This is a genomic window from Sphingobium cupriresistens LL01 (genome assembly GCF_001046645.1).
Classification (GTDB): Bacteria; Pseudomonadota; Alphaproteobacteria; order Sphingomonadales; family Sphingomonadaceae; genus Sphingobium; species Sphingobium cupriresistens.
In genome coordinates this window covers 2,381,284-2,405,078 of record NZ_KQ130434.1, presented here as the reverse complement: position 1 = coordinate 2,405,078, position 23,795 = coordinate 2,381,284, and the positions used below count along the sequence as shown (strand labels likewise).

Sequence of the window (23,795 nt, the reverse complement as noted above, 5' to 3'; positions counted from 1 at the left end):
GCCCTGAGCTTGTCGAAGGGCTGCACTTCTCCTTTGAAGAAAGGACTGGGCTTCGACAGGCTCAGCCCGAACGGATCTTTTTACGAGGAAGAGAATAAATGAAGGGTGTCGGCACGGACATCGGTACGATCCATTTCATCGGCATTGGCGGCATCGGCATGTCCGGCATCGCCGAAGTGATGCATAATCTGGGTTATGACGTTCAGGGGTCGGACGTGGCCGAAGGCTATGTGGTCGAAGGATTGCGGGCCAAGGGCATCCGCGTGATGATCGGCCACAAGGCGGAAAATCTGGGCGACGCCGCTGTGGTCGTCACCTCTACCGCGATCAAGCGCGGCAACCCGGAGGTCGAGCTGGCGCTGGAAAACCGCGTGCCGGTCATCCGCCGCGCTGAAATGCTGGCCGAACTGATGCGCCTCAAATCCACCGTCGCGGTGGCTGGCACCCATGGCAAGACCACGACGACGTCGATGGTCGCCGCGCTGCTGGACGCGGGCGGGGTGGACCCGACCGTCATCAACGGCGGCATCATCAACAGCTATGGCTCCAACGCGCGCCTCGGCAATAGCGACTGGATGGTGGTCGAGGCCGACGAAAGCGACGGCAGCTTCCTGCGCCTTGACGGCACGATCGCGGTCGTCACCAATATCGATCCCGAACATCTCGACCATTATGGCAGCTTCGACCGGGTGAAGGACGCCTTTGTCGAGTTCGTCGGCAACGTCCCCTTCTATGGCGCGGCCCTGCTGTGCCTGGATCATCCCGAAGTGCAGGCGATCCTGCCGCGCGTGCAGGACCGGCGGATCGTGACCTATGGCTTTTCCGCCCAGGCCGACATTCGCGGCGACAATGTCGTCAGCTTCCCCGGCGGCAACCGCTTCGACATTCAGGTGCGCGAGCGCGACGGATCGACGCGCAAGATCGAGGGTATCGAAATGCCGATGCCCGGCCGCCATAATGTGCTGAACGCCATGGCGGCGATCGGCGTCGCGCTGCACATGGGCATTGACGACGCGACGATCCAGACCGGCTTTTCCAAGTTCGGCGGGGTCAAGCGTCGCTTCACCAATGTCGGGCAGATCGCCATCGCAGGCGGCACCGCCACCGTGATCGACGATTATGGCCACCACCCGGTCGAGATCAAGGCGGTCCTCGCCGCCGCGCGAGAAGGCGCGAAAGGTCGCGTCATCGCCGTGGTCCAGCCGCACCGCTTCACCCGCCTGCGCGACCTGATGGATGAATTTCAGCAGGCCTTCAACGACGCCGACATCGTCTATGCCGCCCCCGTCTATACCGCGGGCGAGCAGCCGATCGACGATGTGGACAGCGCCGCGCTGGTCGCGGGCCTCAAGCGCCGCGGCCATCGCCATGCCACGACCGTCGCCGATGCGGATGAACTGGCGTCGCTGGTCGCGGCCGATATCCAGCCCGACGACATGGTCATCTGCCTGGGCGCAGGCGACATCACCAAATGGGCGGCGGGATTGGCCGCCGCCGTCTCCGCGAAGGTCAAGGAAACCGCCTGATGTTCGAACTGTTCGCCGTCGGCCTGGAAATGCAGAAGCGCATGATCGACGCCCAGATGCAGGGTGTGGAGGCCGCGCGCGACATGGTGGAGGCCGCGCAACGCCAAGTCGAATCCGGCATGGCCGCGACCCAGGCCAATGAAGCGGGCCTCAAGGCCATGAAGAACTGGATGAACCTGTGGGGTATGCGCGGTTGAGCGCGACTATCGCCCTGCCGCCTGTTCGTGGCACGCTGAAGGCCGACGCCCCGCTGGCCCCGCTCGTCTGGTTCAAGGCGGGCGGCGCGGCGCAATGGCTGTTCGAACCGAAGGATGCGGACGACCTGTCCGACTTCCTCGCCATGCTCGGCCCGGACGTGCCAGTGATGGCGCTGGGCCTCGGCTCCAACCTCATCGTGCGCGATGGCGGCGTGCCGGGTGTGGTCGTGCGGCTGGGCAAGCCCTTCGCCAAGGTCATGGCGCTGGATGAAACCACGCTGACCTGCGGCGGCGGCGCGTCAGGCATCCTCGTCTCCTCGACCGCGCGCGACGCGGGCATAGCGGGCCTGGAGTTTCTGCGTTCCATCCCCGGCACGGTCGGCGGATTCGTGCGCATGAACGGCGGTGCCTATGGCCGCGAGACGCGCGACATATTGCTGTCGTGCGAGGTCGTGCTGCGGTCGGGCGAACAGGTGACGCTCCTGAACCGTGACCTTGCCTATACCTACCGTCATTCCAACCTGACCGATGGCGCGATCGTGGTGTCCGCGACCTTCCGTGGCGAACCCGGCGAACCCGCTGCGATCCAGGCGGAAATGGACCGCATCGCCGCCGCGCGCGAGGACAGCCAGCCGCTGCGCAGCAAGACGGGCGGCTCGACCTTCAAGAACCCCGACGGGCACAAGGCCTGGCAGTTAGTGGACGAAGCAGGCTGTCGCGGTTTGGCTTTGGGCGGCGCGCAGGTCAGCGAGAAGCACACCAATTTCCTGCTCAACAGCGGCGACGCCAGCAGCGCTGACATCGAAGCGCTGGGCGAAGAAGTCCGCCGCCGGGTCAAAGACAAAAGTGGAATAGAATTGGAATGGGAAATTCAGCGCGTCGGGATCGTGAAGTGACCCGTGGCCCCTGGCATGTCGCCGTCCTCATGGGCGGCTGGTCGGCGGAACGCCCCGTCTCGCTGTCGTCGGGCGAGGGCGTCGCCAAGGCGCTGGAATCGCGCGGCCACAAAGTCACCCGCATCGACATGGACCGCAATGTCGCCGCCCGCCTGGCGGAGACCAGGGCGGACGTGATCTTCAACGCGCTGCATGGCGTTCCGGGCGAAGACGGCACGGTGCAGGGCATGATGGACCTGATGGGCCTCACCTACACCCATAGCGGCCTCGCCACATCGGTCATCGCGATCGATAAGCAACTGACCAAGCAGGCGCTCGTGCCCCACGGCATCCCCATGCCCGGCGGCCAGATCGTGGAAAGCGAAAGCCTCTTCGCCGCCGATCCGTTGCCGCGCCCCTATGTGCTGAAACCTGTCAATGAAGGCAGCTCGGTCGGCGTCGCGATCGTCACGGCGGAGGGCAATTATGGCAACCCCATCGCCCGCGACAGCGTCGGCCCGTGGCAGGATTTTCCCGAACTGCTGGCTGAACCCTATATTCGCGGCCGCGAACTGACGACCGCCGTGCTGGGCGACGAGGCTTTGCTCGTCACCGAACTGCGCCCCAAGAGCGGCTTCTACGATTTCGACGCCAAATATACCGACGGCATGACCGAACATGTCTGCCCCGCCGACCTGCCGCCCGAAATCACCGAAGCCTGCAAGGCGATCGCGCTGCGCGCCCACCAGCTGCTGGGCTGCCAGGGCGCGTCGCGCGCCGATTTCCGCTGGGACGACACGCAGGGGATCGAAGGGCTGTTCCTGCTGGAAGTCAATACCCAGCCGGGCATGACGCCCTTGAGTCTGGTCCCCGAACAGGCCGCGAAGCTGGGCATTGACTATGCCACGCTGGTAGAGACTATTGTCGAGGAGGCGCTGAACCGCGCCGGGGGAAGCACAGATGGCTGAAGCACGGATCAGGCGCGGCGGCACCGCGCGACTGAGCAGCGCAAAGGGCAGGGCCACGAATGGCGGTCGCGGCCGGACCTTGAAGCGCCAGAGCGGCCTGGACCGGCTGGTCGAGATGCTCCCGGTCAGCGAAGCCACGCTGCAACGCATGGCCAGTTGGGCGATCGTCTGCATCTTCGGCGCGATTGTCATCGCTATCGCCATCTTCATGGGCCTGCCCGGCATGGCGCGGCAGCAGGCGGCGGACATCGCGGCGCGCGCGGGCTTCGAAGTCGACAAGGTCGAAGTGCGCGGCGTTGAACGGATGGACGAACTGTCCGTCTATAATATCGCGCTGGGGCAGGTGGATCGCTCCATGCTCTCGCTCGACCTGCCCAGGGTGCGCAGCGAGATGCTCAAGCTCGGCTGGGTCAAGGATGCGCGCATTTCCCGCCGCCTGCCCGATACGCTGGTGGTCGACATCGTCGAGCGTGATCCTGTCGCGGTGTGGCAGCATGGCGGCCAGTTGCACCTGATCGACGTGTCGGGCGTGGTGTTGCAGTCGGTGTCCGCCAGCGCGATGCCCGACCTGCCGCTGGTCGTCGGCCCCAACGCCAATCGCCAGACGGCGGGCCTCAACCGGCTGATGGAAAACGCCCCGGCCTTGAAGCCGATGCTGGCCGGCGCGACCTGGGTCGGGAACCGGCGCTGGGATCTGCGCTTTCAGTCGGGTGAGACGCTCTCCCTGCCGGAGGGCGACAAGGATTCGGCGGGCGCATTGGTGAATTTCGCACGGATGGATGGCGTCAATCGCCTGCTGGGTCGCGGCATCGTCAAATTCGACATGCGCGATCCCGATCGCTTCGTCCTGCGCCTGCCGCAGGGCCAGGTGGAGGAAAAGCCGATGGATGACGCCACGAAGGATGGCGCGGCCAAGGATGTCGCCGCCGCGACGCCGGGCGAGGAAGGCTAAGTCCCATGGCGCAGCCCAAGGTCGAAAAGCTCATCACCGCGATCGACATCGGATCGTGGAAGGTGTCCGCCTTGATCGCGGGGCGGACCGACACGGGCGAACTGGCGATACTGGGCACCGGCCAGCGCGAAAGCCGGGGGGTGCGGCGCGGGTTCATCGCCGACATGGAGCGCACCGAACTGGCCGTGCGCGAAACGATCGAGCAGGCGGAGCGGGTCGCGGGCACCAATATCGAGGATGTCTGGGTCAGCTTTTCGGGCGGCAGCCTGGTCAGCGACGTCGTCACAGTCGAGCGCGATATGGGCGGATACCGCATCGAGCAGCCCGATATCGACGATCTCCTGACCACGGGCCAGCAGGGCATCGACCCCGACGGCCGCATCGTCCTCCATGCCCAGCCCACCTGCTTCACCATCAATGGCAAGGTGCCGGTGAAGAAGCCGCTGGGGATGCACGCCGACCTTCTGGGCGTGGATATTCATGTTGTGCTGGCCGACGGCGCGCCGCTCGCCAATCTCGACCTGTGCGTGCGTGGCGCTTATCTCAACGTCAATTCGATCGTCGCCGCGCCGATCGCGACGGGCCTTGCCTGTCTGTCGGAAGAGGAACGCGACCTTGGCGTCGCGCTGGTGGAGATTGGGGCGGGGGTCACCAACGTCTCGCTCTATGCGGGCGGGATGCTGGTCGGCCTGCACTCGATCCCGCTGGGCGCGTCGGACATCACCGACGATATCGCCTCCTCCTTCGGCATCCGCCGCAGCCAGGCGGAGCGGATCAAATGCTTCTATGGCTCGGCCATGCAAAATCCCCGCGACTTTCGCGAGATGATCGAGATCGCTCCGCCCCATGGCGAAATGGCGGTGCCGGGACAGGCCGCAGGGCCGAACGCGGAAGGGGGCAAGATCACCCGCGCCGCGCTGGTCGGCGTCATCTGCGAACGACTGAACCAGATCATGACCGAAGTGAACGCCGCGCTCGCTGGCATGGGCTTCAACTCGACCGGGCGGCAGGTCGTGCTGACCGGCGGCGGTGCGGAAATGAAGGGCATTGCCGATTATGCGCAGGGCGCTTTGGGCCGCGCCGTGCGGATCGGACGACCCAGGGGCTTGTCCGCCATGCCCGAAGCGCATAGTGGCCCGGCCTTCGCCACCTTGGCGGGCCTGGCGCTTTACGGCGCTTCCAACCCGGTTGATCTCCGCGCGATGGCGCCTGCGCCACAAACCGTGCATCGTCTGGGCGCCCCGCTCTGGTGGCAACGCATGATGCGTGCGATGAAGACAAACTATTGAACGAAATTGGACGAAGACGAAATTAGGTGGTGAAATCCCCTATTTTCTGGTGTTAACATTTAATGACGGCGTTGCTTCCTGACGAGGAAGCTGAGGGAGCACTATTTATGAGCATTGAAATCAGCCCACCGCATGTGGACGAACTGAAGCCGCGGATCGCGGTGATCGGCGTCGGCGGCGCGGGCGGCAATGCCATCGCGAACATGATCGCCGCCCATGTCGAGGGTGTGGACTTCATCGTGGCCAACACCGATGCGCAGGCGCTCAATGCATCGCCGGCCGAACGCCGCATCCAGCTAGGCCCGCAAATCACCGAAGGACTGGGCGCTGGTTCGCGCCCTGAAATCGGCAAGGCGGCGGCGGAGGAAACCATCGCGTCGGTCGAACAGGCGCTGGAAGGCGCGCATATGTGCTTCATCGCCGCCGGCATGGGCGGCGGCACCGGCACAGGTGCAGCGCCGGTCATCGCCAAGGCGGCCCGCGAACGCGGGATCCTGACCGTTGGCGTCGTGACCAAGCCCTTCACCTTCGAAGGCAATCGCCGCATGAAGTCTGCGGAAAGCGGCATCGACGAGCTGCAAAAGCATGTCGACACGCTGATTGTCATTCCCAACCAGAATCTCTTTCTGATCGCCAATCCGAACACGACCTTCAAGGAAGCGTTCCAGATGGCGGACGAAGTGCTGCAGCAGGGCGTGCGCGGCATCACCGACCTGATGGTCATGCCCGGCCTCATCAACTTGGATTTTGCCGACGTCCGTTCGGTCATGGGTGAAATGGGCAAGGCGATGATGGGCACCGGCGAAGCCGAAGGCGACGGCCGGGCGCTCCAGGCCGCGGAAAAGGCGATCGCCAACCCGCTGCTCGACGGCGTGTCGATGCGCGGCGCGAAGGGTGTGATCGTCTCGATCGTCGGTGGCGAGGACATGCGCCTGATGGAAGTGGACGAAGCCGCCAACCATATCCGCGAACTGGTGGACCCGGACGCGAACATCATCTGGGGCAGCGCCTTCAACGACAATCTCAACGGCAAGATCCGCGTGTCGGTGGTCGCTACCGGCATCGACAATGACATCGGCAACCATGCCGCGCCGCTGACTCAGCCCTTCAGCTTCGCCAACCGTCCCGCCGTGTCCGTGCCGCAAGCCGCAGCGCCCAAGCCCGCGCCCGTCGCGCAACAACCCGCGCCTGTCGCAGCTCCTGCGCCGACGCCCGCCCCGGCGCCTGCGCCGCAGCCCGAAACGCTGGAACTGGACGTGCCAGCCGCGCCGGCGCCGGCACAGCCGGTTGCCGCACCCGCAGCCTTCGCCCCCCCTAAACCGGCGGCGGTCTTTTCCGATGAAGATCCGGCGGAAGACGAACTGATCCTGGGCGCAGACAGCGCCGAACCGGCTGCCCCCGCCGCGCCCGCACCGCGCGTCGCCACCGGCGGCACCTTGTTCGAGCGGATGGCGGGCCTGACCCGCGGCACGGACAAGGCGCCGGGCGCTGCGGACGACGGCGCGCCGGGCGTGGACATCCCCCGCTTCCTCAATCGCCAGAACAACCAGTAAGGCGGAATGGGCGCGCGACTTGTGTCGCGGCTAGGATAAAAGCGCGCTGTCGGTCGTCTGGGGCGACCCGGCGCGCTTTTTCGTTGGGCTAATTTCCCATTCATCCTGGGATGGGCTAAGGCGCGGATGTGACACGCACTTCTCCATGGATTCTCGGTCTTTGGCTGCCGGGCGCGCTGCTGCTCGCGGCCCCTGCGCACGCGCAGCAGGACCAATCGCAACTGGTCCGCCCGCTTGGCGCCGCCGACCTCAACAGCAATCTGGCGCGCCTCGCGTCCAACCCGCGCGACGTGGTCGCGCTGATCGGCGCGGGGGAGGCGGCGCTGGCGCTGGACGATCCGCGCGCGGCCACCGGCTTCTTCGCCCGTGCCGACGCGATCGAAAGCGGCAATGGCCGGATCAAGGCCGGACTGGGGCGGGTGATGCTCAAGCTGCAAAACCCGGCCGAAGCGCTGCGCCTGTTCGACCAGGCCGGGCGGCTGGGCTATCCCGACGCCACGATCCTGTCCGACCGCGGCTTGGCGCGTGATATGACCGGCGATCAGGCCGGCGCTCAGCGCGACTATCAGGCCGCGCTTGCACGCACCCCCAATGATGACGAAACGGTGCGCCGCTACGCCGCCTCGCTCGGCATCGCGGGGCAGGTGGCCGCGTCCGACAAGATCCTCGAACCGCTGCTCTACAAGAGCGACCGCGCCGCCTGGCGTTACCGCGCGTTCATCCTTGCGATGAACAACAAGCAGGCCGATGCGAAGAAGGTGGCGGAACAGACCATGCCCGCGCAACTCGCCGCCGCCATCACGCCTTATATGCAGAAAATGCCCTATCTGACCGCCGCGCAAAAGGCCGCGGCGGTGCATTTCGGCCATTTCCCGGCGCAGATCGGCGCCAGCATCGCCGCGATCACGCCGACCCCGCCTGCGCCCGGCATCGCCGTCGCCGCAGCGCCGGTCGCCGTCGCCTCCGCCACTCCGGCCAAGACCAAGCCGCTCAGCCGGTCCGAACAGCGCCGCCAGCAGCGCGAAGCCGCCCGCCTTGCCCGCGCCGAAGGGCTTGCGGCGTCCCGTCGTCCTGCCCAGCCGCGGTTGGCCCAGGCCCAGACGACGCCGCCCAAGGTGATCCAGTCCGCGCCGGAACCCACGCCGACCCCGCCACCTGCGCGGCAGCAACCCAGCGCGCCGCCACCGTCCCCGGTCGTGCAGCCTTTGCCCCCTTCGTCCGTAGCCGCCCCACCCGAACCGGCGCCTGTTCGTCAGGCATCCGCATCGCCCGCTACGCCCAACGCCACCGTTCAGGGACCACCCGCACCGGGCTTCGATTCGATCGATCGCGCGCCGCCGCCCGCCAACGCCGGGTCGCAACTCAACGCGATCGCGCTGGCCCAGGCATCGGTTCCGTCCGCAACTGCCGTGTCGAGTGCGCCTGCCGCCGCGCCTCCTGCCGCTATGGTGCAGGCGCTCCCCGCCGCGCCGCCGCCCTCGGCGCCTCAACCAGACCCGGAAGCCACCCGCACGCTGGCGGACATCATCCGCGCGATCGATGTGCCCGAAGCCGAGCGTCAGTCGAGCGTCGCCGCTGTCGACCTCAGCGAAATCGCCGCGATCCAGGCTGCTCGCCGCGCCGAGCGACAGGCCACGGCCAAGGCCGCCGCCGACAAGGCGAAGAAGGAGGCGGCCGCAAAGGCCAAGGCGGACGTCGACGCCAAGGCCAAGAAGGACGCCGAGGAGAAGAAGCGCCTGGCCGACAATCCCTCGCGTAACTGGCTGCAGGTCGGAGTGGGGCAGAGCAAGTCGGCGCTGGGCTTCACCATGAACAATCTGCGCAAAAAATATACGATTCTGTCCCGACAGGACGGCTGGAGCGCCGGATGGGGGCGGACGAATCGTCTGCTGGTCGGCCCCTTCGCCAGCTTCGCCCGCGCCAAGGAACTGGAGGCCAGTCTGAAGGCCGACGGCGCCGACGCCTTCGCCTGGAAAAGCGAAGCAGGGGAGGTCGTGGAGAAGCTTGGGGGCGAATAAGCATTTTGCAGTCGGCTGTTTCGGCTAACTGGAGAAGGCTCTAAGAGGGCCGTCATGACGATCCTCGCCCCCTATGCCTGCCATCCCGCCGCCAGCCGCGGCCGCCTCCATCCCGAAGCGGGCGGCGAGATGCGCGGACCGCGCGACGTCTTCCAGCGCGACCGCGATCGCATCATCCATTCGATCGCCTTCCGTCGCCTGCGCCACAAAACGCAGGTGTTCGTCTCGCCTGACGGCGATCATTTTCGCGTCCGCCTGACCCACAGTCTGGAGGTTGCCCAGATCGGCCGCACCACCGCGCGCACTTTGGGGCTGAACGAGGATCTGACCGAAGCGCTGTGCCTCGCCCACGACATCGGTCATCCGCCCTTCGGTCATGCCGGTGAGGATGCGCTGGAGGTCGCGCTCGACGATCATGGCGGCTTCGACCACAACGCCCATACGCTGCGCACGCTGATGCTGCTGGAAAGCCCATATCCGCGCTTTGCCGGCCTCAACCTCAGCTGGGAAATGCTGGAAGGGCTGGCCAAGCATAATGGCCCGATCGCTAAGCCCGGCTGGGCGATGCGCGAACTGGACGCGCTCTTCCCGCTCGACCTGACCAGCCACGCCTCGCTGGAGGCGCAGCTGGCGGCGATTTCCGACGACATCGCCTATGATAATCATGATATCGACGATGGTTTGCGCGCCGGGTTGCTGACGCTTGACCAGTTGATGGAAGTGCCGTTCGTGCGCGGCTGCTGGGACCGGGTGCGCGCACGCTATCCCGACGTGGCGGAGGACCGGCTGCTGCGCGAGCTGGTGCGCGAGCAGATCGGCGTGATGGCCACCGACCTGATCGAATCGACCCGCGCCAACATCGCCGCATCGGGCGTGGAGACGGTCGAGGATGTCCGCGCGCTCGGCCGCACCCTGGTCGCTTTCTCGCCGGACCTTGCGGCGCAGGAGCGCGACCTCAAGCGTTTCATGTACGCGACTCTCTATCACCATCCCGAACAGCTCGCCGCCGCCGACCGGGCGCGCATCATCGTCACCGACCTGTTCCGCGCCTACAGGCAAGACCCCGCGCTGATGCCGCCCGAATGGCGCGACGATTGCGTCGATGAGGAGCCCACCCGCAGCCGCCATATCGCAGACTTCATCGCCGGCATGACCGATCGCTATGCCGAAAAGCGCCATGCGGAAATCTATGGGGCGATGGCGCTGGCCGATTGACGCGCCCATGCGTTTGCCGCAATGCAAGAGCGTCTCCGGCGGATTCGTCCGTTGGGCATGATGCGGGAGAGTATGGGAAGCCTTGGAGGCCACCCCGTCACCGAAGGAGCAACCGCCCCGGAATCTCTCAGGTCAAAGGACCGCATCGCGCGCAAGGCACTCTGGAAAGCGGACAGTCGCATGACTGTCCCACCGAAGGGGTAAGCCATGTGGCCGCAAGGCCGCTGGTCAAAGCTCTCAGGTTCCGTGACAGAGGGGGTGGCAGATAGGACAGGTCCGACTCCGGGCCTTTGCATCGGTCGCCATCAACCCCGCACGGAAAGGACGCTTCATGTCCGGCAATGACGATATCGCCACAATCGCAGAGGAACTGCCGCTGGAGGCCCTGCCGCTCGATGCCTGGCACCGTGCCCGTGGCGCGCGGATGGTCGGCTTCGCTGGCTATCACATGCCGATCCAATATGAAGGCATCATGGCGGAACATGCCTGGACTCGCGAACATGCCGGCCTGTTCGACGTCAGCCATATGGGCCAGCTCAGCTTTTCCGGCGACGGCGTCGATGACGCGCTGGAATATCTGTTGCCCAGCGATATCAAGGGGCTGAAGCCCTTTCGCCAGCGCTATTCGATGCTGCTCGATCAGGAGGGCGGCATCCTGGACGATCTCATGGTGTCGCGCCTGGGGGATGAGGCGTTCGACGGCGCGGCCATCTATATGGTTGTCAACGGCGCGACCAAATATGACGATATCGGCTGGATGATCGAACATTTGCCCGACGCGGTCGTCATGAACCACATGGCCGACCAGGCGCTGCTGGCGCTCCAGGGGCCGGAAGCGGGCGAGGCGCTCGCCACGCTCATCCCCGAAACCGCCGATCTGTTGTTCATGCAGTCCGGACCTTTCACCTGGCGCGGCATCCCGCTGTGGATCAGCCGTTCGGGCTATACCGGCGAGGACGGGTTCGAAATCAGCATCCCCGCCGATGACGTCACCCTTCTGGCCGATGCGCTGTGCGCGCTGCCGCAGGTCAAGCCGATCGGCCTGGGCGCGCGCGATTCGCTGCGGCTGGAAGCCGGCCTGCCGCTCTACGGCCATGACCTGTCGCCCGCGGTCAGCACCATCGGCGCGGACCTGGGCTTCGCGATTCAGAAGCGCCGCCGCGAGGAGGGGGGCTTTATCGGCCATGCCCGCGTGCTGAAGGAACTGGCCGACGGCCCTGGCGCCAAGCGGGTGGGCCTGACCATCGAAGGCCGCCTGCCGGCCCGCGAAGGCGCGCAAATCTACGCTGGCGACGTGCTGGTGGGCGAAGTCACCTCCGGCGGCTTCGCGCCGTCCGTCGCCGCGCCGATCGCCATGGGCTGGGTCAGCCTGCCCCATGCCGTGATCGGCGAAAAACTGGAGATCGAAGTGCGCGGCAAGCGCATCGCCGCGGCGGTTGCGCCGATGCCGTTCGTTCCGCATCGTTACCGCCGCAAAGTTTAATCCTTTTCCGAGGGGAGAAGCATAATGAGCCGTTATTTCACCGAAGAGCATGAATGGATCGATGTCGAGGGCGAAATCGCCACCGTCGGCATCACCGATTATGCGCAGGAGCAGTTGGGCGACATCGTGTTCGTCGAACTGCCTGTTGAAGGCGCGACCTTCGACAAGGGCGACGACGCCGCCGTCGTGGAATCGGTCAAGGCCGCGTCCGACGTCTATGCGCCGATTTCGGGCGAAGTGGTCGAATCCAACGCCGCGCTGGAGGATGAACCCGCGTTGGTGAACAGCGATGCCGAAGAGGATGGCTGGTTCTTCAAGCTGCGCATCACCGACGCCAGCGAACTGGAAGGCCTGATGACCGAGGCCGTCTACAAGAAGTTCGTGGCGGCACTTTGACCTGATAGCTCCCCTCCCGCTTGTGGGAGGGGTTAGGGGAGGGCGTGTGGCGTCATCTCCGTAACAGACCCTCCCCCGGCCCCTCCCGCAAGCGGGAAGGGAGATGATGGGGCGAGGGGGGAGTTGTATGATATGCGTTACCTACCCCTAACCGACACTGACCGCGCGGACATGCTGTCCGTCATCGGCGCGGCGTCCATCGACGATCTGTTCGTGGATGTGCCCGCCGAAGCCCGGCTGACCGGCGCCATCGCCGGCCTGCCCGATCATGCCAGCGAACTGGCGGTCGAGCGCCATATGGCGGCGCTCGCGCGGCAGAATCTGTCGGCGGGGGAGGCGCCCTTCTTCCTGGGGGCAGGAGCCTACAAGCATCATGTCCCCGCCAGCGTCGATCATCTGATTCAGCGCGGCGAGTTTCTGACCGCCTACACCCCCTATCAGCCCGAAATCGCGCAGGGCACGTTGCAGGTGCTCTTCGAATTCCAGACGCAAGTGGCGCGCCTGCTGGGCTGCGACGTGGCGAACGCCTCCATGTATGACGGCTCCACCGCCTGCTGGGAAGCGATCGGCATGGCGCGGCGCATCACCAAGCGGGGCAAGGCGATCCTGTCGTCGGGCCTGCACCCCCATTATGTTTCGGTCGCCAAAACGATGGCGAAATTCACCGGCGACGCGCTGGCCCATGAAGCGCCCACGCTGGACGCCGCGACTGACATCGACGCGCTGATCGCGGGCATCGACAAGGATACATCCTGCGTCGTCGTCCAATATCCCGACATTCTCGGCCGCATCGCCGACCTGACCCCGCTCGCCGACGCCGCCCATGCGGCGGGCGCGCTGCTGGTTGCTGTGGTGACGGAGCCGGTCGCGCTGGGCGCTTGTCGGGCGCCGGGCGCCATGGGCGCGGACATCGTCGTGGGCGAAGGCCAGTCGATCGGCGTCGGCCTGCAATTTGGCGGCCCCTATCTGGGCCTGTTCGCCTGTAAGCAGAAATATGTCCGGCAGATGCCGGGCCGCCTGTGCGGCGAGACGGTGGACGCGGCGGGCAAGCGCGGTTTCGTGCTGACCCTCTCGACCCGCGAACAGCATATCCGGCGGGAGAAGGCGACGTCGAACATCTGCACCAATTCAGGGCTTTGTGCGCTGGCCTTCAGTATCCATATGACCTTGCTGGGCGAACGCGGCCTGCGCGAACTCGCGGCGCTGAACCATGGCCTTGCTTGCCAAGCCGCCGATCGCCTGGCCAAGGTGCCGGGCGTCACGCTGCTGAACGACAGCTTCTTCAACGAATTTACCCTGATCTTGTCGAAAGACGCACGCGACGTCGTGCGCACCCTGGCCGACAAGGGCGTGCTGGCCGGGGTCTCGCTCGGCCGCCTCTTCCCGCAGACGCCTGCGATCGGCAACGGCCTTGTCGTCGCCGTCACGGAGACCGTCACGGCGGAGGATATCGAAAGCCTTGCCGCAGCGCTGGAGGAGGAACTGGCATGACGATGCTCAAGGAAGGTCGCCCCACCGCGCCCACCCCCGTCAAGGACGCCCATATGGCCCCCGCAACCGCCACCGGCAATCGCGCGCTGATGCTGGAAGAGGCGCTGATCTTCGAGATCGGCTCGACCGCTACGACCGGCGTCGATTTCGCGCCAGCACCCAGCGTCGCCAGCCGCCTCGGCAAACTCGCCCGCACCGACGCCATCGGCTTGCCGGGCCTGTCGGAGCAGGAAACGGTGCGCCATTATACGCGCCTCAGCCGCCAGAATTACGCCATCGACCTGGGCCTGTTCCCGCTCGGCAGCTGCACGATGAAGCATAATCCGCGCCTCAATGAAAAGGTCGCGCGGATGCCCGGTTTCGCCGACCTCCATCCGCTCGCGCCCCAATCGACGGTGCAGGGCGCGCTGGGCGTCATCAATGAACTGGCGGTCTGGCTCATCAAACTGACCGGCATGCATGGCGTCGCCATGACGCCCAAGGCGGGCGCCCATGGCGAATTGTGCGGCTTGCTGTGCATCCGCGCCGCACTGGAAGCGCGCGGTGATGCGCGTCAGGTTGTTCTGGTCCCCGAAAGCGCCCATGGCACCAACCCCGCCACCGCCGCCTTCTGCGGCTACAAGGTGGAGGATATTCCCGCCACCCCCGAAGGCCGCGTGGACCTTGAAGCGCTCAAGGCGCGCCTCGGTCCGGATGTGGCGGCGGTGATGATCACCAACCCGAACACCTGCGGGCTGTTTGAGCGCGACATGAAGACTATCTCCGATGCGGTCCATGCCGCCGGAGCCTTCGTCTATTGCGACGGCGCGAACTTCAACGCCATCGTCGGCCGGGTCCGCCCCGGCGACCTGGGCGTCGATGCGATGCACATCAACCTGCACAAGACCTTCTCCACCCCCCATGGCGGCGGCGGCCCCGGCTCCGGCCCGGTGGTGCTGTCCGAAGCGCTCTCGCCCTTCGGCCCGCTCCCCTATACCGCGCGCATGGCGGACGGCAGCATCCACCTGATCGAGGAGGAGAATGTCGGCGAGGAGATGCCGCAGAGCTTTGGTCGCATGAGCGCCTTCCATGGCCAGATGGGCATGTTCACCCGCGCGCTGGCTTATATCCTGTCCCACGGCGCGGACGGACTGCGCCAGGTGGCGGAGGACGCGGTCCTCAACGCCAACTATATATTGCGCAGCCTGGACGATGTGCTGGACGCCCCCTTCGGCGACAGCGGCCCGTGTATGCATGAGGCGCTGTTCAGCGACAAGGGGCTGGCCGAGGGCTTCACCACGCTCGACATCGCCAAGGGGCTGATCGACGAAGGCTTCCACCCGATGACCATGTATTTCCCGCTGGTCGTCCATGGCGCGATGCTGGTCGAACCGACCGAAACCGAAAGCAAGGCGGCGCTGGACCAGTTCATCTTGGCGCTGCGCAGTCTGGCCGAACGCGCCAAGGCGGGGGACGAAGCGCTCAAGGGCGCCCCCTATCACGCGCCGCGCCGGCGCCTCGACGAAACCCTCGCGGCGCGCAAGCCGGTCCTCACCTGGACCGACCCTGCGCTGGCGGTCGCTGCCGAATGATCGACAGGCCGGAGCCGTGGGAACCCGGTTCCGGCCCCGCCGTCGCGGATAAACGCTACGCGCCCGCGACCGAGCGCAACCGCGACGCCATCGTCGCGGTCTTGCGCGACCAGCTCCCGTCTTCCGGCCTGGTGCTGGAGGTGGCGAGCGGGAGCGGCGAACATGCTGTCCACTTCGCTGTCGCTTTCCCCTCGCTCGACTGGCAGCCGAGCGATCCCGATCCCGCTGCGCTGGCGTCGATCGCGGCCTGGCGCGCCGAAGCGGACCTGCTTAATCTCCACCCGCCGATCCTGCTGGACGCTGCGGGCGACTGGCCGATCGCACAGGCCGACGCCATCCTCTGCATCAACATGACGCATATCAGCCCGTGGGCCGCGACATTAGGGCTGCTAAAGGGCGCAGGGCAGGCGCTGCCGCCCGGCGGCCTGCTTTATCTCTACGGCCCCTATATTTGCGATGGCGTAGATACTGCGCCATCCAACCTCGCCTTCGACGCTTCGCTCAAGGCACGCGATCCGCGCTGGGGACTGCGCCGGCTGGAGGAGGTGGTTACGGCAGCGGACGTACAGGGTTTGCGCTTCGATCGCTTGATCGACATGCCCGCGAATAACCTGTCATTGCTCTTTCGTAAGGGATGGCTCTAAATATCCGTTCGCCCTGAGCTTGTCGAAGGGCCGTACTCCTTTCAAGCAGGGTAAGGCTTCGACAGGCTCAGCCCGAACGGACGATAGGTTCAGCCTCTTTTGCACGCTCCAATGCCCAGCCAACTCCTCCCCCTCGTCACCGCCGAACTCAGCGCTCCGGCCGATCCCCGCGCCGCCGCCATGGCGGGCGCACTGGCAGCCAAATATCCGCAGGCGGCCCGCGCGGTTCTCTTCTACGGCTCCTGCCTGCGGGAGAAGAATCTCGACGGGTTGATGCTCGATTTCTACCTGATCGTGTCGGACTATCCCGCCGCCTATGGCAAAAGCTGGCTGGCGCGCGCCAACCGCATGATCCCGCCCAATGTCTTCCCGTTCGAACATCAGGGGCTGATCGCCAAATATGCCGTGCTGTCCGAAGCCGACTTCGCTCGGTTGAACAGCATGGAGGCCGACAATGTCTCGGTCTGGGCGCGCTTCGCCCAGCCCTCGCGCCTGCTCTGGGCCGCCGACGACCTCGCCCGCCAGCGCGCGATCGCCGCCGTCGCGCAGGCCGCGCCGACATTGCTGTCGCTGGCGCGGCCGATGGCGGAGGGGCAGGGCGATGCGCTCGCCTTATGGCGCACCGGCTTCACCCTGACCTATAACGCCGAACTGCGCGCCGAAAAGACGGGCCGCTCCCTCTCGATCGTCGATGCCGATCCCGATCGCTATCGCCGCGTTGGCGACGCCGCGCTCGCCGATGGCCTTCCATCCTCGCCAGCTGATACGCCCGCGCACTGGCGCAGCCTCCAGCGGCGCGGCAAGCGCCTGTCGGTAATCCGTCTGGCCAAGGCCAGCTTCACCTATGCCGGCGGCATCGATTATCTGGCTTGGAAGATCAATCGCCACGCGGGCACGCAGATCGCGATCAAGCCCTGGCAGCGGCGCTGGCCGCTGCTCGGCGCTGTCATTCTGCTGCCGCGGCTGTTCCGGGGTGGCGCGATTCGCTGAGGGCCTGACTGCTGAGCGTATGGGTCAACGCCTGCCCCAGCGCCATCAGCGTATAGGGTTTGCGCAGCACCTCATGCCCCTCGAAATCGGCGCTGTCATTGGCGTCGCCGGCATAGCCGGTGACGAACAGCACCGGCAGATGGCGGAAGCGGGCCGGCAGCGCCTTCACCATTTCCGGCCCGGTCATGTCGGGCATCAACACGTCGCTGATGATCAGGCCGACATCACTATTATTGGCCAGCAATTTGGCCGCCTTGGCCGGATGGTCGCAGGCGATCGGCAGATGGCCCAGTTCGCTGAGCGCCGCCATCGTCTGGTTCAACACGCGGGGATCGTCCTCCACCACCAAAATGCGGGTCGGGGGCTGTTCCACCGGCGCCCGCGCCAAGCTGACCTCCCCATTGGCGACTTCTCCGGCGACGATGGACCGCGGCAGGTAGAGATGCACGCTGCTGCCCTGGCTTGGCTCCGATTCGATGCGAACCTCGCCCCGGCACTGACGCACGAAGCCGAAAATCTGGCTGAGGCCCAGGCCCGTGCCCTTGCCGACCGGCTTGGTGGTGAAAAAGGGTTCGAACACACGCGCCAGCACGTCCGGCGTCATGCCGCAGCCATCGTCGGTGACGGTCACGGTGACATAGTCGCCTGCTGCGCATTCGCCAATCTCGCGCGCCGCCAACGCCGTCTGGCCGGTCGCCAGCGTCAACTGGCCACGTCCGTCCATCGCGTCGCGCGCATTGACGCACAGGTTCAGGATCGCATTTTCCATCTGATGCTGATCGACGAAGATGCACCAGCCGCTCGCGCCCTGGGCGAAGCGGACGGTGATCTGGTCGCCGATCGTGCGGTCGATCAGGTCGGCCATGCCCGACAGCAGCGCATCGGGATCGACCGCGCTGGGCAGCAGCGGTTCGGACCGGGCGAAGGCCAGCAACCGGCGCGTCAGCGCAGACGCGCGATTGGCGCCTTCCATCGCATTGTCCAGATGCCGGCTGGCTTCTTCGGGCTTCAACCGGAATTTGCGCTTGGCCAGTTCCAGCCCGCCGACCACGACGGCCAGCATATTGTTGAAATCATGGGCGATGCCGCCGGTCAACTGGCCGACCGCGTCCATCTTCTGCATCTGGCGCAGATCATGTTCGGCCGCCGCCCGCTCCGCCGCTTCCAGCTTCAATTGCTCATAGGCATAGGATAGTTCGGCCGTGCGCGCCGCGACCGCCGCCTCCAGCCGGTCCGCTCGCTCGGTTTCCGCCTCCGCCAGCCGCCGCGCCGTGCGCCGTTCGCGAAAGGCCGTGTTGGCGAACCAGACGCCGAACAATATGCACACCAGCATCGCCAGCCCCACGAGCCGCGACGTCTTGCCCACCCATTCGCTGCGGTCGCCCGCCAGCGTCACCGCCAGGCTGCGTTCGCGCAGCCGGTCATTCTCCGCCTTGATGACCAGGTCCAGCAGCGCGGTGATGCGCCGCAGATCCTGGGTCTTGCCCGCCTGATGAAAACGGCCCAGCGCCGCCATCTTCTGGTCGTATGTGGTGCGCAGGCCGATTTCGCTCAGCGTCTTGCCGCGCTGGATGAAGGCATAATGCAGCGCTTCGACATTGCCATGCTGCCAGCCCGACCGGCGCGTGGCGTAGCTGAGCGCCTTCAACTGGCTGGCCGCGCCGCGCCACTGGTCCTGGAACAGCCGCCCGGTATCGGGCTCCAGGCTGATGACATAGCGCGCCAGCGTGACTTCGGCGCGGGCCATGCGCGCCTCAAAGCCGCGCGCCAGCGCGATCACCTCGAAACTGCTCTGCTGTTCGGCCAGCGCCTGCGCATGCTCGCGCGACGCATTGCTGGCGCTATAGAGCAGCGCGCCCAGCGATCCGATCAACAGAGCGGCGAGTATCAGCGGTAGGACGCGCCGCGTCAGCGCGCGCCAGCCTCTGGCCCACCCGTCCTGGTCCTGTTCAAACTGATGGTCGCTATCGGCCATGGACCGTTACACTAGACCAACAAGCTTAACCGCGAAACATCATCAATCAAAAGTTCCACGGCATATTCTCATTCGGTCGCACGAAGCGATCGGTTGGGCGTTTCGTACAGCGCGCGATTAAGTGATCGCGCCGGTCGCCCTGCCTGCGGCTTCGAACATGCCGATGATCTGCTCGACCTGTTCGTCGCTATGTTCGGCGCACAGCGAACAGCGCAGCAGGAAGGTGCCGGCCGGGGTCGCGGGCGGGCGCGCCATGTTGACGTAAAGGCCCAGTTCCAGCAGCGTCTGCCACATCGCTACCGCCTGAGTCTGGTCGGTCAGGATCACGGCGATGATCGCCGACTGCGGCGTCTTCGTGCCGAGGGTAAAGCCGAGGTCGGTCAGCCCCTTGTGCAGGCGCTGGCTGTTCTTCCACAGATGGGCGCGCTTTTCGCCCGCGTGCATGAGCTTGCGGATGCTGGTCGCCGCAGTGGCGACGACGCTGGGCGGCAGCGACGCGGTAAAGACATAGGGGCGGCAGACGAGCCGCAAAATCTCGAACTTGGGATGGTTGGAGACGCAGAAGCCACCGACGGTGCCGACCGACTTGGAGAAGGTGCCGACCACGAAATCAACATCGGCCTCGACGCCCTGCTCCTCATAGACGCCCCGGCCGTTCTGCCCAAAAAAGCCCATGCCATGGGCCTCGTCCACCAGAATCATGCAATTGGAATGCTGTCGCACGGCCGCGACCATTTCGGGCAGGGGGGCGACATCGCCCAGCATCGAATAGACGCCTTCCAGCACCACCAGTTTCAGCGCGTCGGCGGGCAGGCGAGCCAGGCGCTTGGCCAGATCCTCGACGCTGTTGTGGCGGAAACGGACGATTTCCGCGTCGCCCAGGAAACAACCGTCATAGATGGACGCATGGCTGTCGGCGTCCAGAATGACATAGTCGCCCTTGCCCGCCAGCGTCGAAATGACGCCCAGATTGGCCTGATAGCCGGTCGAAAAGACCATCGCGCCGCTGGTCCCGTAAAATTCGCGCAGCGCGGTTTCGACTTCGGCATGGCCCTGATAGGTGCCGTTCAGCACGCGGCTGCCGGTGGTGCCGGCGCCGAACTCGTCCAGCGCCTTTTTGCCAGCTGCGACCACATCGGGGTCGAACGTCATGCCCATATAATTATAGGTGCCGAGCAGGATCGTGTCCTTGCCCTTGATGACGGCCTGGGTCGGCGACTTCACCTCGTCCATCACGATCGCGAAAGGATCACGCACGCCCGTCGCCAGCAGCGCCTCGCGCTCGGCGATCAAGGGATCGAACTTGGAAAACAGGTCGCGCGCGGCAGGCGTTTCGGCCGGGGTGTGCGCATCGTTCGCGGTGGCGGCGGCGTCGGTCATATATAAAATCCGTTCGGTTCTAAACCTCCGTTCGGTTCGAGCCTGTCGAGAACCAAGCGCATCGTTCTCGACAGGCTCGAACCGAACGGGGACAGGGAGGGGGCTTAGCCCTTCAGCTTGGCGACTGCGTCCACCAACTGGCCGACGGTTTCGATTTCGGCCTGCATGTTCATGGTGATGATGATGTCGAACGCATCCTCGATCGCCGCGACGAAATCCATCACCGTCAGGCTGTCCCATTCCAGGTCGCCGGCAAAGGTGGTGGCTTCGGTCAGTTCGACACCCTTCTTGTTGAAGGGCGCGACCTGCGTCGCGATGCTGTCGAAAATTGCGTTGCGATCCGTCATTATCGTGAAAATCTTTCCGTCAAAGCGCGGCATTTGCCGCTCCGTCCAGCCCTATGGCAAGCGAATAAGGCGTCAATCGGGCAGCATCACGCCCGAATATGAATGGGCTAAAACGGCTATTTACCGGAAATTGTCGGCGTAGGCCTGTAATTTCAGCGTCTTGGGCGGCGTCGCGATCACGGTGTAGGCGACGCCTTCCTTGTCCGCATAGGCGATCGCGGCCTCCTGCGACGGAAAGCTCAGCTTCAACTGCTGCCTGGTGTCGCCCGAACCGGCCCAGCCAGTCAGCGGATCGGCCTGCTTGGCTTCGGCGGGCGCATATTCCAGCACCCATTTATGGGTCAGCGCCTTGCCGGACTGGAGGGCGTTCTTCTGGATCTGGTAAATGCGCGCGCTCATCGCGAAAGACTCCGGTAATTCGTCATGCTGCGTTGCACCAGTGGTTGCCGCGAAGTCAAGACTTCCGGGCGCCATGTCCTCTGACATCGGCGTTTTTGGTGCGCAATGTAGCGCTGGCTCCGGCCGGATCGTCGGGCCAGGGATGGCGCGGATATCGGCCGCGCATTTCCTTGGCCACGTCGCGCCAATTGCCCGCCCAGAAGCCGGGCAGGTCGCGCGTCGTCTGGATCGGTCGTCCGGCCGGCGAAGTCAGCGACAGGACGAGCGGAATGCGCTGGCTGCCCACAGTGGGATGTTCTCCAAGGCCAAACAGCGCCTGCACGCGCAATTCCACTCGTGGCCCACCCTCGGCCGCATAGTCGATCGCATGATGGCTACCTGCTGGTGAGCGGAAGTCGGCCGGCGCAAGCCGGTCGAGCTCGCTCTTGCCATCCCAGCCGATCAAACCCTCCAGCACGCCTGACAATAGGGACCGGTCGATGTCCGACAATCGCCGCTTGCCCATCAGGAGTGGCGGCAACCAATCATCCAGCGTCGCGATCAAGGCCGTATCGGACAGCGCTTCGATCCCGGCAAAGCCGCCCCGCATCCGCAATGACTGGGCCGCCTCCGACCAGGGGAGCAGGTCTATCCCGCTCTGCCGCACGCCATCGACCAGCGCCGCGACCACGGCATCGGGGTCGGGGCGGTCATCGGACCCTGACGACAGCCGCACCGCGCCCAGCCGCCGCTCGCGCAACGCTTCGATCCCGCCATTGGCCGGGCGGAATTTCACGGTGCGGTACTCGGTGATATGCGCGCCGAACAGAGCGATCACGTCCGCCTCGCCGATCGGCGCAGCGGACAATATCCGCGCGCCCGCCGCGCTGCCCTGCACTTCGCCGACCGCCAGCCAGTCCTCGCGCGCCAGCGGCGACAGCGGATCGAGCCGGAAGCCGCGCCCACCCACGCTCGCCCAGTTCGCGCCATCGGCGGAGCGGCGCTTGGCGACGCGATCGGGGAAGGCAAGGGCGAGGCACAGGCCGATCGCATGATCGCCGCCGCCATCGCCCGGCCCACGCTTCACCAGCTTCGCCCAGCGCCGCGCCAACCCCCGCGCCGCGTCGGCCCGCTTGCCGCTCTCGCGCCGCCAGCGCTGCCGCCGCAACGTCAGGTCCGTGTCTTGCCCGCCAACGCCGCGCTCGCCCAGCAGCACGGCGACGTCGGCCGCTACCTCCGCCAGCCCCATCTCGCCCGCGCGCATCAGCATGTGCGCGATGCGCGGGGACAGAGGCAGCCTCGCCAGCGCTTTGCCATGCGGCGTGATGCGTCCGTCCTCGTCCAGCGCCTCCAGCACGGTCAGCCGCCTGCGCGCTTCCTCTACCGCTGCGGCCGGCGGCGGATCTAGCCAGCGCAGCGCGCCCGGATCGCTCACGCCCCATAGCGCGCAATCGAGCAACAGGCTCGACAGGTCGCTTTCCAAAATCTCCGGCGGGTCGAAAGGCGGCATCCCCGCGCTCGCCGCCCCCTCCCACAGGCGATAGGCGACGCCGGGCCGCTGCCGCGCCGCGCGACCCGCGCGCTGGGTCGCTGACGCCTGGCTCGCCCGTTCGGTCACCAGCCGCGTCACGCCCGCCGCCCGGTCGTAACGCGGCCGCCGCGCCAGCCCGCTGTCCACCACGATCCGCACCCCGTCGATGGTCAGGCTGGTTTCGGCGATGCTGGTTGCAAGAATGACCTTTCGCGCGCCGGAGCGGGACGGCCGGATCGCCGCCCGCTGCGCGCCGGGATCGAGCGACCCATGCAGCATATGCACCTCGGCGATGCCCTCGATCCGTTCCGCCGTCCGCTCGATCTCCCGCACGCCAGGCAGGAAGGCCAGCAGGTCGCCCTCGGCCTCCTCCGCCAAAGCCCGGCGGATCGCAACCGCCATCTCATCCTCGATCTTCTTTTCCGCCGCGCGCCCGATATGGCGCAGTTCCAGCGGCTGGATACGCCCCTTGCTCTCGATCACCGGCGCGCCATCCAGCAGCGCCGCAAAGCGCGCCCCATCCAATGTCGCCGACATCGGCACGATCCGCAAATCCGGCCGCAAAGCCCCCTGCGCGTCCAGCGCCAAAGCCAGGCCGAAATCGCTGTCCAGGCTTCGCTCATGCACTTCGTCGAACAGCACCGCAGACACGCCCGCCAGTTCCGGATCATCCTGTATCCGCCGCACGAAAATACCCTCGGTCAGCACCAGCAGCCGCGTGCGCGCCGACACCTTGCTGTCCATCCTCGTCGCATAGCCGACCGTGTCGCCTGGCTGCTCGCCTAGCATCTCGGCGATCCGCTCGGCGGCCGCCCGCGCCGCCAGCCTGCGCGGCGACAGCAGCAACACCTGTCCGGTGCACCATGGCTCGTCCAGCAACGCCGGCGCGACCGCCGTCGTCTTGCCCGCGCCCGGCGGCGCCACCAGCACGGCATTGACGCCCGTCCGCAACGCGGCGAGCAGGTCGGGCAGCACATCGTGGATCGGCAGGTCGCTCATCGCGCCTCCTCTCGCGC

General features: G+C 66.1%; 20 protein-coding genes and 1 riboswitch. Of the genes, 15 read left to right on the top strand and 5 right to left on the bottom strand.

Annotated elements, in window-relative coordinates:
- Positions 1–98 precede the first annotated feature (98 nt).
- The 15 genes from murC to V473_RS11530 all read left to right on the top strand — a co-directional run bounded on the left by murC (position 99) and on the right by V473_RS11530 (position 17,168).
- Positions 99–1,526, top strand: coding sequence for a UDP-N-acetylmuramate--L-alanine ligase (gene murC / locus V473_RS11600; RefSeq protein WP_066604113.1), 1,428 nt, complete (start codon positions 99–101; stop codon positions 1,524–1,526).
- Positions 1,526–1,723, top strand: coding sequence for a hypothetical protein (locus V473_RS11595; protein ID WP_066605587.1), 198 nt, complete (start codon positions 1,526–1,528; stop codon positions 1,721–1,723). Before murC ends, V473_RS11595 begins: the two co-directional genes overlap by 1 nt.
- Positions 1,705–2,619 carry a UDP-N-acetylmuramate dehydrogenase gene (gene murB, locus V473_RS11590; protein WP_066604111.1) on the top strand — a complete coding sequence of 305 codons (915 nt, stop codon included), beginning with the start codon at positions 1,705–1,707 and terminating at the stop codon, positions 2,617–2,619. Before V473_RS11595 ends, murB begins: the two co-directional genes overlap by 19 nt.
- Positions 2,616–3,566 carry a D-alanine--D-alanine ligase gene (locus tag V473_RS11585; protein WP_066604109.1) on the top strand — a complete coding sequence of 317 codons (951 nt, stop codon included), beginning with the start codon at positions 2,616–2,618 and terminating at the stop codon, positions 3,564–3,566. Before murB ends, V473_RS11585 begins: the two co-directional genes overlap by 4 nt.
- Positions 3,559–4,518: a cell division protein FtsQ/DivIB gene (locus V473_RS11580; protein ID WP_066604107.1), complete on the top strand. Its 960-nt coding sequence runs from the start codon at positions 3,559–3,561 to the stop codon at positions 4,516–4,518. The genes V473_RS11585 and V473_RS11580 overlap by 8 nt, the downstream gene beginning before the upstream one ends.
- A gap of 5 nt (positions 4,519–4,523) precedes the next feature.
- Positions 4,524–5,807, top strand: coding sequence for a cell division protein FtsA (ftsA, locus tag V473_RS11575; RefSeq protein ID WP_066604104.1), 1,284 nt, complete (start codon positions 4,524–4,526; stop codon positions 5,805–5,807).
- 107 nt (positions 5,808–5,914) lie between these two features.
- Positions 5,915–7,360 carry a cell division protein FtsZ gene (gene ftsZ, locus V473_RS11570; RefSeq protein WP_066604101.1) on the top strand — a complete coding sequence of 482 codons (1,446 nt, stop codon included), beginning with the start codon at positions 5,915–5,917 and terminating at the stop codon, positions 7,358–7,360.
- A 128-nt stretch (positions 7,361–7,488) separates the two neighbouring features.
- Positions 7,489–9,378 carry a tetratricopeptide repeat protein gene (locus V473_RS11565; protein WP_066604097.1) on the top strand — a complete coding sequence of 630 codons (1,890 nt, stop codon included), beginning with the start codon at positions 7,489–7,491 and terminating at the stop codon, positions 9,376–9,378.
- Positions 9,379–9,432: 54 nt separating this feature from the next.
- Complete coding sequence (locus V473_RS11560; protein ID WP_066604094.1) at positions 9,433–10,593, top strand: deoxyguanosinetriphosphate triphosphohydrolase; 1,161 nt, start codon at positions 9,433–9,435, stop codon at positions 10,591–10,593.
- 53 nt (positions 10,594–10,646) lie between these two features.
- A riboswitch (glycine riboswitch) is annotated at positions 10,647–10,746 on the top strand.
- 178 nt (positions 10,747–10,924) lie between these two features.
- Complete coding sequence (gcvT, locus tag V473_RS11555) at positions 10,925–12,076, top strand: glycine cleavage system aminomethyltransferase GcvT (RefSeq protein ID WP_066604091.1); 1,152 nt, start codon at positions 10,925–10,927, stop codon at positions 12,074–12,076.
- 24 nt (positions 12,077–12,100) lie between these two features.
- The gene (gene gcvH / locus V473_RS11550) at positions 12,101–12,472 is read left to right on the top strand and encodes a glycine cleavage system protein GcvH (protein ID WP_066604088.1); all 372 of its coding nucleotides are present in this window, start codon (positions 12,101–12,103) and stop codon (positions 12,470–12,472) included.
- Between the two features lie 132 nt (positions 12,473–12,604).
- The gene (gcvPA, locus tag V473_RS11545) at positions 12,605–13,963 is read left to right on the top strand and encodes an aminomethyl-transferring glycine dehydrogenase subunit GcvPA (RefSeq protein WP_066605582.1); all 1,359 of its coding nucleotides are present in this window, start codon (positions 12,605–12,607) and stop codon (positions 13,961–13,963) included.
- Positions 13,960–15,534: an aminomethyl-transferring glycine dehydrogenase subunit GcvPB gene (gene gcvPB / locus V473_RS11540; RefSeq protein WP_066604084.1), complete on the top strand. Its 1,575-nt coding sequence runs from the start codon at positions 13,960–13,962 to the stop codon at positions 15,532–15,534. Before gcvPA ends, gcvPB begins: the two co-directional genes overlap by 4 nt.
- Positions 15,531–16,178, top strand: a complete 648-nt coding sequence (locus V473_RS11535) for a DUF938 domain-containing protein (RefSeq protein ID WP_066604081.1) — start codon at positions 15,531–15,533, stop codon at positions 16,176–16,178. The genes gcvPB and V473_RS11535 overlap by 4 nt, the downstream gene beginning before the upstream one ends.
- A 111-nt stretch (positions 16,179–16,289) precedes the next feature.
- Positions 16,290–17,168, top strand: a complete 879-nt coding sequence (locus V473_RS11530; protein ID WP_066604078.1) for a hypothetical protein — start codon at positions 16,290–16,292, stop codon at positions 17,166–17,168.
- Here V473_RS11530 and V473_RS11525 read toward each other — a convergent pair.
- The 5 genes from V473_RS11525 to hrpB all read right to left on the bottom strand — a co-directional run bounded on the left by V473_RS11525 (position 17,125) and on the right by hrpB (position 23,778).
- Entirely contained in the window at positions 17,125–19,143 is a 2,019-nt protein-coding gene (locus V473_RS11525) for an ATP-binding protein (protein ID WP_066604075.1), read from the bottom strand. The two genes, V473_RS11530 and V473_RS11525, sit on opposite strands and share 44 nt — an antisense overlap.
- A 117-nt stretch (positions 19,144–19,260) precedes the next feature.
- On the bottom strand, positions 19,261–20,523 hold the full coding sequence (gene spt, locus V473_RS11520; protein ID WP_066604072.1) for a serine palmitoyltransferase: 1,263 nt from the start codon (positions 20,521–20,523) through the stop codon (positions 19,261–19,263).
- Between the two features lie 104 nt (positions 20,524–20,627).
- Complete coding sequence (locus tag V473_RS11515; protein WP_066605577.1) at positions 20,628–20,870, bottom strand: acyl carrier protein; 243 nt, start codon at positions 20,868–20,870, stop codon at positions 20,628–20,630.
- Positions 20,871–20,990: 120 nt separating this feature from the next.
- Entirely contained in the window at positions 20,991–21,269 is a 279-nt protein-coding gene (locus tag V473_RS11510) for an ETC complex I subunit (RefSeq protein ID WP_066604070.1), read from the bottom strand.
- A gap of 55 nt (positions 21,270–21,324) precedes the next feature.
- On the bottom strand, positions 21,325–23,778 hold the full coding sequence (hrpB, locus tag V473_RS11505) for an ATP-dependent helicase HrpB (protein WP_066604067.1): 2,454 nt from the start codon (positions 23,776–23,778) through the stop codon (positions 21,325–21,327).
- Between the last annotated feature and the right edge of the window lie 17 nt (positions 23,779–23,795).

Bases quoted from the DNA above. Each gene is read 5' to 3' on its own strand.
- murC (WP_066604113.1), top strand. From the start codon at position 99: ATGAAGGGTGTCGGCACGGACATCGGTACGATCCATTTCATCGGCATT.
- V473_RS11595 (WP_066605587.1), top strand. From the start codon at position 1,526: ATGTTCGAACTGTTCGCCGTCGGCCTGGAAATGCAGAAGCGCATGATC.
- V473_RS11580 (WP_066604107.1), top strand. From the start codon at position 3,559: ATGGCTGAAGCACGGATCAGGCGCGGCGGCACCGCGCGACTGAGCAGC.
- ftsA (WP_066604104.1), top strand. From the start codon at position 4,524: ATGGCGCAGCCCAAGGTCGAAAAGCTCATCACCGCGATCGACATCGGA.
- ftsZ (WP_066604101.1), top strand. From the start codon at position 5,915: ATGAGCATTGAAATCAGCCCACCGCATGTGGACGAACTGAAGCCGCGG.
- V473_RS11560 (WP_066604094.1), top strand. From the start codon at position 9,433: ATGACGATCCTCGCCCCCTATGCCTGCCATCCCGCCGCCAGCCGCGGC.
- gcvT (WP_066604091.1), top strand. From the start codon at position 10,925: ATGTCCGGCAATGACGATATCGCCACAATCGCAGAGGAACTGCCGCTG.
- gcvH (WP_066604088.1), top strand. From the start codon at position 12,101: ATGAGCCGTTATTTCACCGAAGAGCATGAATGGATCGATGTCGAGGGC.
- gcvPA (WP_066605582.1), top strand. From the start codon at position 12,605: ATGCGTTACCTACCCCTAACCGACACTGACCGCGCGGACATGCTGTCC.
- gcvPB (WP_066604084.1), top strand. From the start codon at position 13,960: ATGACGATGCTCAAGGAAGGTCGCCCCACCGCGCCCACCCCCGTCAAG.
- V473_RS11535 (WP_066604081.1), top strand. From the start codon at position 15,531: ATGATCGACAGGCCGGAGCCGTGGGAACCCGGTTCCGGCCCCGCCGTC.
- V473_RS11530 (WP_066604078.1), top strand. From the start codon at position 16,290: ATGCCCAGCCAACTCCTCCCCCTCGTCACCGCCGAACTCAGCGCTCCG.
- V473_RS11525 (WP_066604075.1), bottom strand. From the start codon at position 19,143: ATGGCCGATAGCGACCATCAGTTTGAACAGGACCAGGACGGGTGGGCC.
- spt (WP_066604072.1), bottom strand. From the start codon at position 20,523: ATGACCGACGCCGCCGCCACCGCGAACGATGCGCACACCCCGGCCGAA.
- V473_RS11515 (WP_066605577.1), bottom strand. From the start codon at position 20,870: ATGACGGATCGCAACGCAATTTTCGACAGCATCGCGACGCAGGTCGCG.
- V473_RS11510 (WP_066604070.1), bottom strand. From the start codon at position 21,269: ATGAGCGCGCGCATTTACCAGATCCAGAAGAACGCCCTCCAGTCCGGC.
- hrpB (WP_066604067.1), bottom strand. From the start codon at position 23,778: ATGAGCGACCTGCCGATCCACGATGTGCTGCCCGACCTGCTCGCCGCG.